14 protein-coding genes are annotated in these 17,682 nt (G+C 43.1%); 12 read left to right on the plus strand and 2 right to left on the minus strand.

From position 1 onward, the window contains the following. Nucleotides 1-135 precede the first annotated feature (135 nt). Nucleotides 136-570 carry a peptidylprolyl isomerase gene (locus ACQCT8_RS10450; protein ID WP_278240636.1) on the minus strand — a complete coding sequence of 145 codons (435 nt, stop codon included), beginning with the start codon at nt 568-570 and terminating at the stop codon, nt 136-138. 196 nt (nt 571-766) lie between these two features. Then, nucleotides 767-1,735, minus strand: a complete 969-nt coding sequence (locus ACQCT8_RS10455; RefSeq protein WP_426870849.1) for an ABC transporter substrate-binding protein — start codon at nt 1,733-1,735, stop codon at nt 767-769. A 176-nt stretch (nt 1,736-1,911) separates the two neighbouring features. On the opposite strand from ACQCT8_RS10455, the gene ACQCT8_RS10460 reads away from it, so the two are divergent. The 12 genes from ACQCT8_RS10460 to ACQCT8_RS10515 all read left to right on the plus strand — a co-directional run bounded on the left by ACQCT8_RS10460 (nt 1,912) and on the right by ACQCT8_RS10515 (nt 17,681). Then, a complete protein-coding gene (locus ACQCT8_RS10460; RefSeq protein ID WP_426870851.1) occupies nt 1,912-2,934 on the plus strand; it encodes a FecCD family ABC transporter permease in 1,023 nt (340 codons plus the stop codon). Then, nucleotides 2,931-3,941, plus strand: coding sequence for a FecCD family ABC transporter permease (locus tag ACQCT8_RS10465; protein ID WP_426870853.1), 1,011 nt, complete (start codon nt 2,931-2,933; stop codon nt 3,939-3,941). Before ACQCT8_RS10460 ends, ACQCT8_RS10465 begins: the two co-directional genes overlap by 4 nt. A gap of 76 nt (nt 3,942-4,017) precedes the next feature. Beyond that, nucleotides 4,018-4,938: a proline dehydrogenase family protein gene (locus ACQCT8_RS10470; RefSeq protein WP_426870855.1), complete on the plus strand. Its 921-nt coding sequence runs from the start codon at nt 4,018-4,020 to the stop codon at nt 4,936-4,938. A 131-nt stretch (nt 4,939-5,069) separates the two neighbouring features. Next, entirely contained in the window at nt 5,070-5,639 is a 570-nt protein-coding gene (locus ACQCT8_RS10475) for a superoxide dismutase family protein (protein ID WP_426870857.1), read from the plus strand. A 520-nt stretch (nt 5,640-6,159) separates the two neighbouring features. Further along, entirely contained in the window at nt 6,160-6,453 is a 294-nt protein-coding gene (locus ACQCT8_RS10480) for a WXG100 family type VII secretion target (protein ID WP_426870859.1), read from the plus strand. 138 nt (nt 6,454-6,591) lie between these two features. Beyond that, nucleotides 6,592-6,831 (plus strand): EsaB/YukD family protein, encoded by a 240-nt coding sequence (locus tag ACQCT8_RS10485; RefSeq protein ID WP_426870861.1) that lies wholly within the window; start codon nt 6,592-6,594, stop codon nt 6,829-6,831. A 13-nt stretch (nt 6,832-6,844) separates the two neighbouring features. Next, the gene (gene essB, locus ACQCT8_RS10490; RefSeq protein ID WP_426870863.1) at nt 6,845-8,182 is read left to right on the plus strand and encodes a type VII secretion protein EssB; all 1,338 of its coding nucleotides are present in this window, start codon (nt 6,845-6,847) and stop codon (nt 8,180-8,182) included. Further along, a complete protein-coding gene (essC, locus tag ACQCT8_RS10495) occupies nt 8,182-12,639 on the plus strand; it encodes a type VII secretion protein EssC (RefSeq protein ID WP_426870865.1) in 4,458 nt (1,485 codons plus the stop codon). The genes essB and essC overlap by 1 nt, the downstream gene beginning before the upstream one ends. Continuing rightward, nucleotides 12,636-15,455: a type VII secretion protein EsaA gene (gene esaA / locus ACQCT8_RS10500; protein WP_426870867.1), complete on the plus strand. Its 2,820-nt coding sequence runs from the start codon at nt 12,636-12,638 to the stop codon at nt 15,453-15,455. The genes essC and esaA overlap by 4 nt, the downstream gene beginning before the upstream one ends. Beyond that, entirely contained in the window at nt 15,442-15,927 is a 486-nt protein-coding gene (essA, locus tag ACQCT8_RS10505; protein ID WP_426870869.1) for a type VII secretion protein EssA, read from the plus strand. Before esaA ends, essA begins: the two co-directional genes overlap by 14 nt. A 163-nt stretch (nt 15,928-16,090) precedes the next feature. Further along, nucleotides 16,091-16,897, plus strand: a complete 807-nt coding sequence (locus ACQCT8_RS10510; RefSeq protein WP_426870871.1) for an ABC transporter permease — start codon at nt 16,091-16,093, stop codon at nt 16,895-16,897. A gap of 4 nt (nt 16,898-16,901) precedes the next feature. Further along, nucleotides 16,902-17,681: an ABC transporter ATP-binding protein gene (locus tag ACQCT8_RS10515; protein WP_426870873.1), complete on the plus strand. Its 780-nt coding sequence runs from the start codon at nt 16,902-16,904 to the stop codon at nt 17,679-17,681. The last annotated feature ends 1 nt before the right edge of the window (nt 17,682 follow it).

Here is a 17,682-nt window from a genome sequence, read left to right on the forward strand (position 1 = left end):
ACCAGAGGTTGTCCTTATCTTTTATTAAAAATTTTAATTATCTAAATAAAAAATGCCCTCATGAGCTACTAAAGTTCATGAGGGCATTCTCGTTTATTCAGCTGAGTTTTGTCCCAGCCTCTTTTTTTATAAGAATTATTCAGATACTCGAATCGAATTGATTCCTGCACCCTGATCCATCGTTAATGCGTGCTCTAATCCCTCTGTTACTTTGCCAAACACGGTATGAACGCCGTTAAGATGCGGCTGCGGCTCGTGTACGATAAAGAATTGGCTTCCGCCTGTATCTTTTCCAGCATGCGCCATGGATAGAGAACCAGCTACATGAGTATGTGGATTGCCTGCTGTTTCACATTTAATCGTGTAGCCTGGTCCGCCGGTGCCGTTTTTATTTGGACATCCGCCCTGGCTTACAAAGCCTGGAATAACGCGGTGAAAGTTCAGCCCATCGTAAAATCCTTCGTTTGCCAGCTTTTCGAAATTTTCTACTGTACCGGGAGCTTCCTCCGGATAAAGTTCAAATGCAAGTTTGCTGCCGTCTGTTAATTCAATTGTACCTGTTTTAGACATGCTTAAGTCACTCCTTAAAAAGGTTTTCTATCGATTTACATCTTACCACGTTTTCACAAAAGATAGAAATAAAAGAAAGCAGCCTGGGGGTCGGAGGTGAGACCAGCCAAAAGTCATTTTGTTCAAGTTTAGCAGATTGAATAAAAATACCCGGGTCAGATGCCTGAGCCGGGCTTTAGGTAAGATGTTATATAATTTAGCTGTCAAGCTCCGCAAGGACATCTTCAATCGTCAGCCGGTTTGCAATATTGCCGGTAAGGTTCCAGTGGCTTGAATCAGTAATGTTGTACACCTGATCATTTTGAACTGCCGGCAGACCCTGCCAAAGAGAGCTTTCCTGTAAACGGGTCAAACCTGCTTCTTCCTCTAATGAGATAAGGAAAATGTGGTCTGCATCCAGATCAGCCATTGCTTCAAGTGAAATCGGGTTCCACGCTGCTTCCGTTTCACCAAGATCAGAAATAAAAGAAGGAACGGAAATGCCAAGGTCTCCGTATAAAACATTTGCAGCATGGCGCTGTTCTTCGAAAATGTAGAATTGATCAGCCATGACCCATACCATTGCAGCTGATTCATCTCCGATCATTTCTTCAACTTGATCAGCTGCTTCTGCTGCTGTATCCTCATAGTCCGCCAAAACTTCTTCAGCTTTTTCTTCGTTTTGTGTAAGAGTGCCAATTACCTCAATCTGTTTGCGCCAGTCGGATCCTTCTTCATCCCTAAAAACATAGGTTGGGGCAATTTCACTATACTCGTCAGCTGAACCCTCTGACATTGCAGCTTGAGAGCTGAAAAGTAATAGATCCGGATCTGCTTCAATTGTCATTTCAAGCGGAAGGTTCCATTCAATGGTCGGAACATCGGCAAGATCATCCTGAAGATAATCTAACACGCTGGTTCCAATAGCCCATTGAGCGGCAGGTGTAATATCAAGAGACAGCAGGCTGTCTTCCATATAAGGGGCGATAATCCGTTCAGCATCTGTTGGAATGGTTACTTCACCAGTAGCATCTTCTAGGGTGACTTCCATTTCCTGCTCTGAATCGGTATTTTCGTCATTTTCAGTGCCAGCATTATTCTCATCAGCATTGGAGCATGCGCCCAGAATCAGTGCGAGTGAGAACATAGGTGTATAAATAAGTGAACGTTTTTTTAGACTATTCATTTTTCTTCCTCCAGCATGTATGATTAGATGGTTCAATGGTAATGATAATCACTTTCATTTTAGGTGTCAATCGACATTTCAAGATACAGTGCTTTCCATTGTACAACAATGTGTGACAAAATACGAAATGAGTGAACGAAAATTCTAGAGTATGTATGGGTTTCGGGGGACATCTAATGATGAAAAAAAAATCTTCAAATAGAAAAGCAAAAGTAAAAACATTTTTTATTCTTATCGCTGGCCTTGTCCTTCTTCTTGCTGCCATGGTGGCTTCCCTTGCGCTTGGATCCGTCCAGTATTCCATGCAGACCCTCCAGGATGTGTTGATGACAGGAACTGAGACACAAGAGGGGCAGATTATTTGGGACATACGGATGCCCCGTATGCTCACCGCTTTGCTGGTAGGCTGTTTTTTAGCGGTTTCCGGTGCATTTATGCAGACACTGACACGAAATGCTCTGGCAGAACCAGGCCTTCTAGGTATCTCTAGTGGAGCAGCGTTCGTTTTGGTTATTGGCCTTGCACTGTTTCCAGGAATGTCAGCTGCTGGATCAACGGCAGCGGCGATGATCGGCGCTTCTATTACAATGGTTTTAATTCTGGCTTTGGCGAATTGGACCAAAGGCGGTTCTTCTCCAGTCAAACTGGCTTTGGCCGGCATGGCAATTGGCATGTTTCTTACCTCTTTAACCACGGCTATCAGCCTTTATTATGATGTCGCCAAAAATATGAGCTTTTGGTATGCTGGTGCACTTTACACCGCAGCGTGGGGAGACGTTAAGCTTCTTTCTTTATTTGGTCTCGCTGCGATTCCGGTCCTTCTTTATTTGCTGCGTCCTATGACGACGATTCGTTTTGGAGTGGATGTCGCAAGAAGCCTGGGAGTGCGGGTGAAGATGGTGCAGTTTTTCGCAGTGATCACGATTTTGCTGCTGACAGGCAGCTCAGTTGCTGTTGCGGGGTCTATTTCATTTGTCGGTCTTATCATTCCGCATATCAGCAGGATGCTTGTGGGAGAAGATTATTTTCATATGATACCGGTATCGATGGTGCTTGGGGGGCTGCTTTTGGTGCTGGCTGACCTTGGTTCAAAGTTTATGAATCCTCCTTTTGAAACCTCCGTCGGTATTGTGACCGCGTTAATTGGCGTCCCATTCTTTCTCTATTTAATTAAACGCAGAGGAGTGGGGATAAAATGATGCGAAGAAAAAAACGGGTTCTGTTTGTATCAGGAATATTACTTTTACTCATTGCTGCTGTTGCCGTTATCAGTTTTCATCTGGGTAACGTCACGCTTACAATAGAAGAAATTTTTCAGACCGTGTTAGGAAAAGGAGACAGCCGGAGTGAGCTTGTGCTTTTTCAAATCAGGCTCCCGTCAATCGTTCTCGCCATTTTAGTTGGAATGGCGATGGCGCTGTCAGGAACCATCCTCCAGGCCATTACACGAAACGAACTTGCCGATCCCGGCATTTTAGGAATCAATGCCGGAGCTGGTCTGGCGGTTGTGATTTACATTACTTTCTTTGGCACGATTAGTCAGGGGCTCTCTATCCTTGGCGCCTTCGTCATGCCGGCGGTTGCGTTTTCCGGCGCCATGCTGACTGCGCTTGCGATTATTCTTCTGTCCTGGCGTAATGGCATGGAGTCTATCCGGTTAATTCTGGTCGGAATTGCGATCAATGCCGGTCTTGGCGCCGCACTGATATACTTTCAGCTAAGGCTGGATCCTCAGGATTTTATGCGCGCCACTGTCTGGCTCTCTGGAGATTTATGGGCTACGCAATGGGAATATGTCTGGGCGGTGCTTCCGTGGTTTGCTGTTCTGCTTCCTTATCTTATCGTGAAATCCAATGTGCTGAATATTTTAAATCTGCATGATGATCTTGCGAAGGGTCTCGGACTTAAGTTAAATGTGGAACGGCTGAAAATGCTTTTATGCGGGGTAGCGCTCGCAGGAATTGGGGTAGCAGTTGGCGGCGGCATTGCCTTTCTTGGCCTTATTTCTCCTCATATTGCAAGAAGGCTTGTCGGACCGGAGCATCGTGCGCTCGTCCCGACAGCTGCGCTGATTGGTGCCTTTATTTTGCTCCTGGCAGATACAATAGGGAAAAACCTTTTATCCCAGCTTTCTCTTCCAGCCGGCATTGTCGTCTCCATTATTAGTGTTCCTTACTTTATTTATCTGCTGCTTCGCGTGAAGTAACATGCGGCGAAAGGTTTTTATGCAGATTAAAAGGGAAAGTAAGGGAATAAACACTGGTTTTCTAAGGAGGATCTATATGGTTGAAGAAACGATGCGTGGTTTTTTCACTTTTCTTGCGCACAGCAAGCCATTGATTAAAATTGCAAGGAAAAGTGGGCTGACGCTTGGAGGTTCACACTTTGTCGGAGGTCAGGAAGTAGAGGGAATGGTGGACCAGGTAAAAGAGTTTAATCAAAAGGGTCTGGGTGTGACCGTGGATTGCCTTGGAGAACGGATTGAAGGAACAGAGGATGCAAAAGAAACGGTTAACCTTTGCTACAAGGCGATCCATGCCATTCACGAAAATAAATTAAAAGGGCAAATATCCCTTAAGCTGTATTCCGTTGGCTTGGAATTAAGCGAAGAAATTGCGATTCATAATATGCGAAATATCTTAGAAGAAGCCAAAAAATACGATGTTTTTGTAACAATCAACATGGAAGAATATAAAAATTGCGAAAAAATCATTAGGGTTTTTACAAAGCTTCGAAATGAGTATGACAATGTAGGAATTGCGCTTCAGGCCAATTTGTATCGGACAGAAACAGATGTTGAAAAGCTCGATGATCTGTCTCCAATCATCCGATTTGTCAAAGGAGCATATAAAGAGTCAGCAGACGTGGATATGGATGATAAGTCCAATGTGGATTGGAATTATCAAAACCTCGTAAAAACGAATTTGCTAAAAGGAAATTATACACAAATAGCGACTCATGATAACGATATGATCGATTTTGTTAAAAAAACGGTTAGAGAACATAATATTCCCCTGGATCAGTTTGAATTTCAAATGCTGCAGGGAATGCGCGACGAAAAGCAAAAAGAGCTGGCTGAAGAAGGCTATAATGTGGTAGTGTACGTGCCATTCGGACCTGACTGGTATACCTACTTCATGAAGCGGCTTGCCGAAAGACCGGCAAATGTCGGATTCACCGTCATGTCTGTATTCAGAAGGTAATAGGGAGTTCTCACCGGAATAATTTAAAGCGAGCTTAACCGGCTCGCTTTTTTCTTTGCCTAAAAAAGGAATTATTTTCATCAATGATGGAAATCCTGCTAATGTAACATACGATTTAGGAGGGTAAAGAGATGAAGCTTAAATCAATTGGAATTTGTTTTTTTATCGGTGCAATTCTTGGAGGATGCAATGCATTTTCCTCCATTACAGGGGATGAAGAAACCGTCACTGTGAGTGAAGAAGCTGCACCGATGATTGAAGCTGTTATGAAAGGTACAGATGGAGAATCACTTGGCACTGCCCTTTTAAATGAGACGGAAAAAGGCGTCTCTATTGCGTTAAAAGTGGAAGGTCTAGAACCGGGTGAAAAAGCCATCCATTTTCATGAAAAGGGTTCCTGCGAGCCTCCGGAATTTACATCAGCAGGAGGACATTTTAATCCGGAAGGCAAACAGCATGGCTTTGATAATCCAGAAGGTTTCCATGCAGGAGATCTGCCTAACCTTAGAGTGGATGAAGACGGAACGGTGGATTTGGAGCTGATTGTTGAAGCAGTTACATTGAAAAAGGGAGCAAAAAACTCCCTGCTGGATGAAGATGGAAGCGCCTTGGTAATTCATGAGGGTCCGGATGATTACAAAACAGACCCAGCTGGAAAAAGCGGAAAACGAATTGTTTGTGGAGAAATAAACGGGCAATAATTTTTGTGATAGAAGCTGTTAACCGGATGAAAAGAAGAGGGCTTGAACAAAACTCAAAGAAGTTTAAAAAGAGGATATATTTATCAATAGTAATAGGTGAGCGGAGCGGAAGGTGGCGGCTCCTGCAGGATATGAAGGCAAGCTGAGACTTTGAGGGGCGTAGCCCTGAAAAAGCTCAGCGGCGTCCCTGCGGAAAGCGTCCACCTGAAGAGAAGTGAACCGGTCGTAGAGCTTGAGACACTTTTGTCCCAGGCTCTCTTTGACCTGTTCACTTCTTTTCTGAATAGATTGTTTTTTGAATAATAGTTGCTTTTAACAAGATTTATATATGCAATTCTACTTATTTGTTTTGGATAAAAAGGTAAATAGGTCCTATTTTTGTTCGATTTTCCTAATAATAAGCTCTTCTGTATCAGTCCTTTTACATATTTTATAGAATATGCCGGTTTAAAATTGATATTTTCCATTTACTTGATACAATGGAAACAGGTAAAAAAAGTTAATAAAAGGAGAGATTGAGATGTCAGGAAATATTCGCGTTACACCAGCAGAATTAGAAGCAATTGCGAGCCAGTATTTACAGGAAAGCGGCATGGCTACAGAGCAGGTTACCCGTTTGGACAACATGATCGATAATTTAATTTCGATTTGGGAAGGACAGGCCAGTCAGGCATTTGCAGAACAATTTGAAGAATTACGCCCATCCTATGTAAGAATGTCTCAGCTTCTTGAAGAAATCTCCCGTCAGCTTCGCAGTGCATCCAATGCTTTGCAGGAAGCAGACCAAAATGTTGCCGGTCAAATCCGCGGCTAATTAATTTAAAATTATATAACAAAAGCGGCGCTGATTCTGTAAAGATGATAGCGCTTTTTTTCTGATTTTCAAGAAACATAATCCAGTAGTAAGGATGTCACTTCATAAAGACGAATGAAACAAAGAGGTGAATTTTGGATGTACATAGCTGTAACGATTGATTTAAAGCATTATACAGGTGAAGTGTTTGACCTGAGGCTGTCTGATTATTATTCTGCCAAAAAACTGGTGGATGTGGTATGGCAGGCTAAAGAGATTTCCATTCAGCCGAAAGAAGGTAGCTGGATTCGAATTGAAAACAAAAATATTCTTTTATACGGCACTCATCAGCTTTCTGAAAAAGGCGTAACCAGAGGAGACCGGATAGAAATTTTATAAGGGAGATCACGTCATGACAGAACCTTCGCACACATACCTTGAAGACCGGCTGGACGCCAAAGTGGAACATAAAGACGATCATGTTTTTATTTTTCAGCAGACCAAAATAAAACTTGTCAATGAAATTGAGATTCATTTGATTAAAACGGTTCATCCAGAGCTAAAAAAAGAAATACTCTCCACAGAGGATGAAGTAACAATCACCGTGCAAGCACCGGATTCTTTTCATTCATTTTCTTCGCTGCACAAAAAATCAGCGTTAGCCCGTTGGACGTTTGCACTGAGGCTTGTTCACTTTGCAGAACAAAAGCGTTCAAAGCGGCTGCATCCGATCTATTCTCCTGATAATATCATCCTGGATCGCTCGAATGTCCCTTATTTGCTTCATTACGGGGTTGAGGAAAGCCTTCCGCCCTATGAAAAAGACCAGGATTTGCAATTTAACGAAATAAAAGCAACGATTTTGTATGCATTGGATCCCTCGAAATCATTCAAGGATTATCTTAACCTTTATCATACCATGCAGCTGACGCCTGTTATGAAGGAGCTGCGTGAAGCAAGCGATATAAAAGAATTAAAAGAACTGGTAATCAAACAGATTGATCAGGAGGAACAGCAGCAAAAAACGTTTACCCATGTACCCAATAAAGCATGGAAAAGAAGAAAATATAGTTTAATTGGTCTTATTGTGTTAATCATCCCTTTGCTTGCTTTCAGCTTTTATTCTTATTTTTTTATACAGCCAAGGCAGGATGCTTATATAGCAGCAAATGAATATTTTATGAAAAACAATTTTAGCAGTGTAGTAGAAGAGCTTGCCCCGCACGAGCCTGAGGATATGCCTTATGTCGTGCAATACCAGCTCGCAGTGGCCTATGTTAATAATGAAACGCTTGGAGATAGTCAGAAAAGAACCATCTTAAATGGATTGACGCTGCAAACAGATCCACAGTACTTTTTGTATTGGAGCTACATCGGCAGAGGAATGGAAGAAGAAGCAATCGACGTAGCCCGGTCTCTTGAAGATCGGGATTTGATTATGATGGCTTTGCTGCAATATACAGAAGCAATCAAAAGAGATCCTGAATTGACTGGAGAAGAAAAGCAAATGGAGCTCGATCAAATCGAACAGGAGCTCGAGGAATACGATCAGGAAAGAGTGATGCAGGAAGAGGCTGAGCAGGAGGAGCAAGAGGAAGAGCAGAATGCAGAAGAAGAACCGGCTGAAGAGGAAAATGAAGAGGCTGATGCTCAGCCCGAGAGTGAAGAAGATGCTGAAGAGACAGAAAGTGACAACCGTGATGATCAGGCTGCAGCAGATAAAAGCGTGAGGGGAAATGAGGTGGTGTGATGGAGCAGATAACTGTGTATTATGGCAATCATTTTCAGCGGATTGAATTTGATCCTCACACCTTTGACCGGATCACGGTGGGGCCAGGCAGAAAAGATACACTGTCCATACGAGCCTTGCAAGCCGCTTTTTACATAAAAAAAGAAGACGATCACATGATTCTTGTAAAAGGGGAAGAGACGGTCAGGCTTGAAACTGGAGCTGCTTATTCATTGTCATTTGGTGGACTGCAGCTGCGTGTGCTTCTGGAGGAAGTACCGAGAACGAAAACATTATTCTACATTGGCGGAGAACAGGAAGTCACGATTGCTGCAAAGGAAGATGATGAGGCTCAAATCCATATTTTGGAGAACGAATGGGCTCAACATGCTGGTGCACAATGGAGAATTGCTCAAAACGGGGAAGGGTGGGTTCTTCTGCCATCCGGGAAGGCTCTTTATGTGAATGGGACGCTGCAAACCGCTCCGCTCCGACTGCAAATTGGAGATGTGATTCACTGGAGCAGTGTGGAGTTTCAATTATCAGCAGAGGACAGCCTGATGATAAAAAGCAATGAAGAAGTAAAAAGCACTCTGCCACGATTAGTGGAACCTACCACTCAAATGAAGCAAAACTATCCGATTTACAGACGAACTCCGCGTATGGTTTACGAAATGCCGGAGGAAAAAGTGCAGATGACCTTTCCAAGTCAGGAAAGCGAAAATAATAATCGCGGACTGTGGATGATGGTCCTGCCTCCTCTGATGATGCTGATGGTTATGGTGATCATTGCCTTGATTCAGCCAAGAGGCCTGTTTATTATTATTTCCGCGGTGATGTTTATGACCACCATTGTTACATCGACCGTTCAATACTTTAGAGAGCGCAAAAATCATAAAAAACGAAAAGCTAAACGATTGAATGTGTATACAAGCTATCTGCAGCAAAAAAGAGAAGAACTGAATAAGCTTGCTTCAAAACAGAAGGAAGTTCTGCGTTTTCATTATCCTGACTTTGAACAAATGAAGTATTTAACTTCTCATATCAGCGACCGGATCTGGGAACGCACGCTGACAAGCAATGATTTTCTCCATTTAAGGCTTGGGATAGGAAATATTCCCTCGAGCTATAAAGTGTCGCTCAGCAATGCCGATTTATCCAACAGGGAAATTGATGATTTGCTCGAGCAGGCACAGCAGCTTGAAAAGCATTATAAAGAAGTAAAGGACGCACCCGTCATTATCAGTCTGGCAGAAGGAGCGGTAGGATTAATTGGGAAGCAATCCGTGATGAAGGATGAACTCCATCAAATGATCGGGCAGCTGGCTTTTGCTCACAGCTACCATGACCTTCGTTTTGTTTTCATTTCTCATGAACATGAATACAAAGCGTGGGAATGGATGAAATGGCTGCCTCACTTTATGCTTCCCAACTCCTATGCGAAAGGCTTCATATACAATGAGCAGACCCGCGATCAGCTTCTGTCTACGATTTATGAATGGATCAGGGAAAGAGAGCTTGAAGAAGAAAAAGAAGCCATTTTTGTCCCGCATTTTGTGTTTGTTGTAACAAATCAGCTGCTGATTTCTGAGCATGTCATTATGGAATATCTGGAGGGGGAATACTCTCACCTTGGCCTATCTGTTATTTTTGCAGCTGAATCCAAAGAAAACCTGAGCGACAATATCCACACCCTGGTCCGCTACATTAATGAGCAGGAAGGCGATATTTTAATTAAAGAGAAAAAAGCGGTCCGCATTCCCTTTGTAATGGATGAAATGAAAAAAGAAACAAATGAGCGATATGCCAGAACGCTGCGTTCGCTTGACCACCAGGTTGGGATGACCAATTCAATTCCTAATTCAGTTTCGTATCTTGATTTATTTAAAGCAACAGATACAGCCGAGCTTCAAATTGACCGGCGCTGGCAAACCTCTCAATCTGCCAAATCGCTGGCGGTTCCAATTGGTTTAAAAGGAAAAGAAGATCTCGTAGAACTGAACTTACACGAAAAAGCACATGGCCCGCACGGTTTGCTGGCCGGCACAACAGGTTCGGGAAAAAGTGAATTTTTACAAACGTATATTCTTTCGCTGGCGGTTCACTTTCACCCTCACGAGGTTGCCTTTCTCCTAATTGATTATAAAGGCGGCGGTATGGCCCAGCCGTTTAAACATATGCCTCACTTGCTTGGTACTATCACCAATATTGAAGGCAGTAAAAATTTCAGCGCACGCGCACTCGCCTCGATAAAAAGTGAACTGAAGAGAAGGCAGCGCCTGTTTGATCAGCATACAGTCAATCATATTAATGAGTACACAAAGCTGTTTAAACAAGGTGAAGCTGAAATACCGATGCCCCACTTGTTTTTAATCTCGGATGAATTTGCTGAATTAAAAACTGAAGAGCCTGAGTTTATCAGGGAACTCGTGAGCGCAGCGCGAATCGGTCGTAGTTTGGGTGTTCATTTAATTCTGGCTACTCAAAAGCCGGGCGGAATCATAGATGATCAAATATGGAGCAACGCAAGATTCCGGATTTCCCTGAAGGTTCAGGATGCCAGTGACAGCAGGGAAATCCTGAAAAACCCGGATGCTGCGAATATTACCGTGACAGGCAGAGGCTATTTGCAGGTAGGCAACAATGAAGTGTATGAATTGTTTCAGTCCGCTTGGAGCGGAGCAGCCTATCAGCAGGAAACACTGGCGAATGAAGATGAGGTAGCCCTCGTTACTGACCTTGGACTCGTGCCGCTGTCATCCATTTCGACAGAAGAAGAAAAGACATCGTCTGGCATAACAGAAATTGAGGCCATCGTAGAAGAGATATCGCGTGTTCAGGAAAAACTGAAAATCAAGCAGCTCCCAAGTCCGTGGCTTCCTCCGCTGCCTGCGAGGCTGGTGCTGCCTTCTGAGAAAGAAGATGCGCTGGAATTTGCTTTGGTGGACGAGCCGGAATTGCAGCTGCAGACGCCATACGCATATAAATGGATGGATGATGGCAACATTGGAATCTTCGGATCTTCCGGGTACGGCAAGTCTACTACCGTTCTTACTCTTTTATTAGGATTAGCCCGGACGCTGTCACCTGAGGAATTACATTATTATGTTTTTGATTTTGGAAATGGTGCCCTGCTGCCAATTAAGCAGCTGTCTCATACTGCTGATTACTTTCAAGTTGATCAGCCTAAAAAAATTGATAAATTCCTGCGTCTGATGAAACAGGAACTGAACAGAAGAAAGCAACTGCTGCAGCAAAAAGAGGTCAGTTCCATCAAAATGTACAATGAACTAAGCGAAGATAAGCTTCCTTTATGCTTTATTGCTATTGATAATTTTGACCTGGTAAAAGAAGAACTGCAGGATATTGATTCCCAGTTCACTCAAATTTCACGCGACGGTCAATCGCTCGGTGTGTATGTCATCTTAACGGCGACAAGAGTCAATGCCGTCCGCCAGGCCCTGCTCAATAATTTGAAAACGAAAGTTATTCATTACTTAATGGACACGAGCGAGGCCTACACCATTATCGGGAAATTGCCGTTTGAGCTTGAATCGATACCCGGAAGAGCCGTTATAAAAAAAGAGCAGTCTCTTTTTACACAGGTATCTCTCCCTGTAGCAGGAGAAAGTGATTTGGAGATCTTTGAGAACATCAGAGAAGAGATTCAGCAAATCAATCATTTCTATGAAGGATCTGCTTCTCCGTCTGGAGTCCCTATGCTTCCTAGTGAATTGCCGCTTTCTGTCTTTACAGAAAGGTATTTGGATGAAAGAAGCAGAGGGCTTATTCCGGTAGGATTGGATGAAGAAACGGTTCAGCCGGTCTACATTGATGTGGCAAAAGGAAATCACTGGCTTGTTATCGGGTCTTCTCAAAAAGGAAAAACAAATGTTTTACGACTGGTCCTTCATGATCTGTTAAAAGAAAAACAGCAATCGATCGGTTTATTTGACTCAATCGACAGAGGTCTATCACGTTACGCAAAGGAAGATCAAATTACGTATTTGCAGACAAAAGAACATATTGAAGAGTGGCTGTCACAAGCCGAAGGGCTGTTCAAGGAAAGAGGAGAAGAATATGCAGCTGCTCTTGAAGGACATAGACCCGTGCCTGTTTTTACGCCAGTGGTGCTGGTAGTTGATGGAGTTGGACGTTTTCAGCAAACCATTAATCCATCCATTCAGGATAAAATTGCAGGTTTTATGAAGCAATACAGCTACCTGGGCTTCAAGGTTATTGCTGCCGGAAACAGCAACGAAGTGTCTAAAGGCTTTGATTCACTTACAAGTGAACTAAAACAGATTCGTCAGGCTCTTTTACTTATGAAGAAATCTGATCAAAATCTATTTACGCTTTCCTTTACCCGAAATGAAGAGGAAGTGCTTCCCGGGTTTGGCTATTTTATAAAAAATGGAAAAGAAAAGCGGATTCAAATTCCATTATTTGAAGAAGCAGAAAGGACTGTGCCTGAATGACTGATCAACGAAAGCATCTGCTGAAAATGCTCGGCACTATGGTTTACATCATGATTCTTCCTGTTCTGTTTTTTACCTACATTGGGGATAACCCTGAAGAGGTAACGGAACAATCCACAAGAGAAATTGCCATCGTGAATGAGGACATAGGGGCTGAGCAGGAAGGACTGTCTTTGAGATTTGGACAGGAAGTGTCTTCTTTAATTAATGATTCCTCTAACTTTAACTGGACCGTAGTAGGCAGGAGCGCTGCAGAAAACGGCTTGGAAAGTCAGGTTTATGACGCTGTATTTTATATTCCTTCCGACTTCTCTGAAGCGGTCCTGAATTTTAAAGAGAGCACACCAGCAAAAGCGTCAATAGAATTTGAACTTCAACCACAGCTGAATGCCAAAAACAGCCAGCGGGTTCAACGGGAGCTGGAATCCGCACGAAACAAAATTAATAGTGAAATGTCGACTATTTACTGGAGCTATATTGCTCAGGAGATCGATAATGTAAAGGTTGCTTTCGGAGATATTCTTGAAAAGGAAATAGATTTTCAGGAAGCCATGAACTCCTTTTACAGTACCGGTTCCCAAACGCTTGCGGAGGAAATAAGCGATCAAAAAGAAATGCTGGATGGCTTAAAAAGCTCCATTGAGGATGGAACTGAGGGTACCACTGAACGTATACAAACCATTGAAGAAGCTGATGAGACGCTGACTGCTTTTGTCGATAATGTAGAAGTATACAGAGAATATCAGCAGAGGCAGCAGACTGTGTTAAATGACACATATGCAGAGAGCCAGCGCTTAATACAGGAAAGCTCATCCGAAATTTCCGCCAATCAAAATCAGGCGATGCTGTCGTATGCCGATCAGCAGGCTTCTGTTTTAGATAATGTAGATGATATTAAAGAACAGATAAATGCCACAACGACCATTGCCGACAGCTTAAATGAAGAACGCACAGGAGCGGTCGGAAATCAGCTTCAGGAACTTGTGGACCTCCAGGCTGTCATTTTAGAATCATATAAGCAGGATCTTTATGTAAGAAGCTTAAATCAGGTGCAAGAGGTTTTAATCCCGTTAAGAAATGACATCGTTGAAGCAGACGCTCCACAAGAACCGGAGCAGCCTGAGGAGCCAGGAGACGAGGTTCCGGAATTGCCTGAAGTACCCGAAGCAGAACTTGATCTGATTGAAGACGAACGAGCGGCGCTTGGCAGTACGGCGGCGGAAATTGAAGCAGTTAAAGAAACCATTTCTCTTATATCACCAGATGTTCTTCCTGAAACTGAGGAACTTATGCTGACACTGGATGAAATCACGGCTTCTCTTCAAACCATTGATGCCGGTTTAGAGGAAAAACAGCAGTCTGATGCAGTATGGCAGGAATTATTCAACGATCTTGCAGCACAGATTGACGAGTACGAACCCCCTGTTGAAGAAGTAGAAGAAGAAGAAGAGCCCGACACCTCATTTAGAGATGCCATATGGGCGATCGAAGAGGAAATTCTCTCTTCAGATGTCCTGTCGGATTCCAGAAAAGATGAGCTTAACAGCTTTTTCAACCAGAGTCTTGAATCGACAAACGGACAGAAGCTGATTTCTTATGCAAAGGCACTTGGGCAATATGCTCAGCTTGTAAATGAAATTGAAAAGACTGAAGATCCGGTTGCTGATGAGCTGCTTGCAAGTGAAGACCTTATCCAAAACTATCAATCCATTTTGGCCGTTGGCGAACAAGAACGTCAAGGGTGGGAAGCGCTTAGCGGATCTGTTGCATCAGCCGGAAGCAATGTAGATGATTTTTCTGTTCAGGCGGACAATCTGATGGCAAATTATGCGTCTATTATTGAAGAACAGCAAGGACTGATTTTAGGAGAATTAGAGACGATTGTGGAAAGCTCTCAAAACCTCTCTTCTACTCTTGCAGAAGCAAATGCAGAAGAAGCCGCATTGCTAAACGGAGAAAGCGATCCGTTAACAAGAGGGTCAAATGCACTTACCTATCAATCCGAAATTGGAAGTGAGATCGTATCACTCAATGGACTGATTACGTCTCTGTCAGATCGTCAGGAAGGAGTAATTTCTTCTACGAGTGTGATGCAGGAGGAAGTTGAACGTGTTCAGCTTGAATCCAGTTTATTGAATACAAACTGGGAAGAAAATGTATTATTTACCATGAATGTAGAAGAAGATCTGAATGAAATTTTTAATAATGCAATTGTTGATGGTCAGGATAACGGATATGTGTATGATTTTCTTTCTAATCCTGTAGCCATTTCAGGGGAAACACTGGAAGAAGAGGTGGTTAATCTGCCTCCGGTTGTGATGCTGGTGATTTTGCTGGCGAGTGCTTTATTAATTGGATTTTTCACCCAGCATTTCTCTCTCACACCATGGTTCATTCAGCTATCTTTATTTGGATTGCTGAATGTGGTCGTAGGGCTGATGATCAGTATTTTTGGACTGACGATTTATCCGATGCAAAATGATCAATCGATTATGTGGTCTGTATGGACAGTCATGCTTCTGATAGCTGCCTCCGGTCTGGTGTTTACAGCATTCAGTTTCAGTACAACGATTGGCTGGATTGTCACAGTCCTGTTAATGCTTTTATTCACAGCGCCATTACTTGATCTGATCCTCCCGAACTTTACGTTTGAAGATCCGATTACAAGAGTGTATCTCTCCATTCAATATGGAGCTCAAAGCTTGTTCCCGATGGCCGTCATCGTGCTCAGTATTATCATTGTCGTATTAGGTCTGCTGGCTTTTGCGAAAAAGAGCCTCACTTCAAAGGAAGCTGAAGATCATGAAGCGGCCTAAAAGGATTATGTTTTATAGTCTGCTGCTCAGTACGTTATGGACTGCAGCTGAGCAGCCTGAAAGAGCAGTTGCGTCTATGGTGCAGCCGAACCAGTACGAAGAAAAAGAGATTGATGTCGATACGAATTATTTTCATGAGCAGTCGATGCGTCAACAGAGAGAATCGTTGTCAGAGGAAGTACTTGAGCTTACATTTGACGGAGAAAAAACGACAAACTTTGATGAACTGAGAGCCGGGCTGTTTCTTTCTCCCGCAAAAGAAACAAATACGATTGCATCGCGTGCCAGCGAAATGGAGCTATTCTCTGAGCAACCCGGCAGCAGTACCCGTTATATGGAGAATGCACCTGAAGAAGATTCAGGCATTAATTTAATGATTATCATTCTTGGTGGAATTATACTGGGAGCTATACTGTTAATGGTCGTTTTACTCTTCAGATTTTCCTCAAACGGGGCAAAGCCTTCTGCCTAGTTAATCAATATCAACCAGCCGCTCTCCGATATGGAGAGCGGTTTTTTTGCGTGGTAATTTACGAAAAGTATGCATTTGGAAGGATTGACCAAGTGTTTTGTTCCAAAAGGAAGGCACACATATTCAAGGGAAAACATATTATTTTCAAGAAGGGGTGGTGAAGTTGAAAGCACATAAAAGCCCATTTGAAACTGAAAAAAGAGAATGGCAAAAAGAGCAGCGTAAAAAAAGAGCAAAAACGATATTGACTATTTTTTCTCCCATCTTTCTATTGCTGATCTGGGAAGTTTTATCCCGGAGCGGGTTAGTTGATGCGAGATTTTTCCCTCCGCCCACCTCCATTGTTTCTACATTTTTCACTCTGCTGATAAGCGGGGATTTATTTGATCATATAAATATTTCTTTGTTCCGCATCTTCTTTGGCTTTCTTCTTGGGGTCATTCCCGCCGTTATTATTGGTCTATGCATGGGTTTATACGCCCCTGTACGGCACTTTGTTTCCCCAATTATAATGGCGCTAATGCCGATCCCAACGCTTGCCTTGCTGCCGATCATTCTCATTATCTTCGGCATTGGAGAAGTATCGAAAGTGGTGACGATCGCAGGAAGTGTATTTTTCCCAGTTGTCATTAATACAGTGGCAGGTGTCATTTCAATTGAAAGCATTCATTTGGATGTAGCGAAAAACTATGGGGCAGGCCGCAGGGATTTTTTCCTGAAGATTGCGCTGCCAGGGGCTTTGCCAGTCATGCTAGAAGGGATTCAAATGGGGCAGGCAATTGCTTTACTGACTATTGTAGCTGCTGAAATGATGGGGGCAAGGTCAGGTATTGGCTATTTAATCTGGACCTCTTACAGCGCCTTTTTATTAAAGGAGATGTTTGTGGGGCTGATTTTAATTTCCTTCTTCGGTTATCTTTTTTCATTGATTCTAAGGGGCCTTCAAAAAAAGCTGCTTCCATGGAGGTGACAATGTGGACCAACCATCGAAAATCTCGATTCGCGAGCTGACAAAGGTGTTTTATAAGAAACAGCAGAGCGTAACTGCGATTGAGAAGATTTCTTTAGAGATTGAAGAGGGAGAATTCGTTTGTCTGGTAGGACCGAGCGGATGCGGAAAAACGACTTTGCTTCGAATTCTGGCAAGTCTTGAAACACAAAGTTCAGGAGATTTTACAATTCATCAGCGTCATAAGGATCGACCGAGTCAGTCTATGGTATTTCAGGAAAAAGGAATTCTGCCTTGGCTGACGGTTAAAGAAAATGTTGCATTTGGTTTAGCCATGCGGCATTTGCCAAAGGCATTCATCGATGAAAGAACCTCTTATTTTCTAAAAAAAGTCGGGTTGGAAAAGTTCGCGAATATGTATCCTAAGGAACTGTCAGGCGGGATGAAACAGAGGGTCAGCATTGCCAGGGCGTTTGCGAATGACCCGGAAATCCTTCTAATGGATGAGCCGTTTGGAGCGTTAGATGAACAAAATAAATATATTTTACAGGAGGAACTATTGTCCATTTGGTCAGAAACCAAAAAGACGGTCCTCTTCATTACCCACAGCATTGATGAAGCTCTTTATTTAAGCGACCGCGTGCTGTTAATGAGTGCGCAGCCGGGTAAAATCATCGCTGAAATAAAATTGGATCTGCCGCGCCCAAGAAAGCTTGAAGATGTGCGCTCAGACCCTGAAATGGCTAAAAAGTTTTTGGAGATATGGAAGCATCTCCAGACTGAAGTGCAGGGATCAAGGAAGTAAA

The sequence above is a fragment of the Jeotgalibacillus proteolyticus genome (assembly GCF_050107735.1).
GTDB lineage: Bacteria > Bacillota > Bacilli > Bacillales > Jeotgalibacillaceae > Jeotgalibacillus > Jeotgalibacillus proteolyticus_A.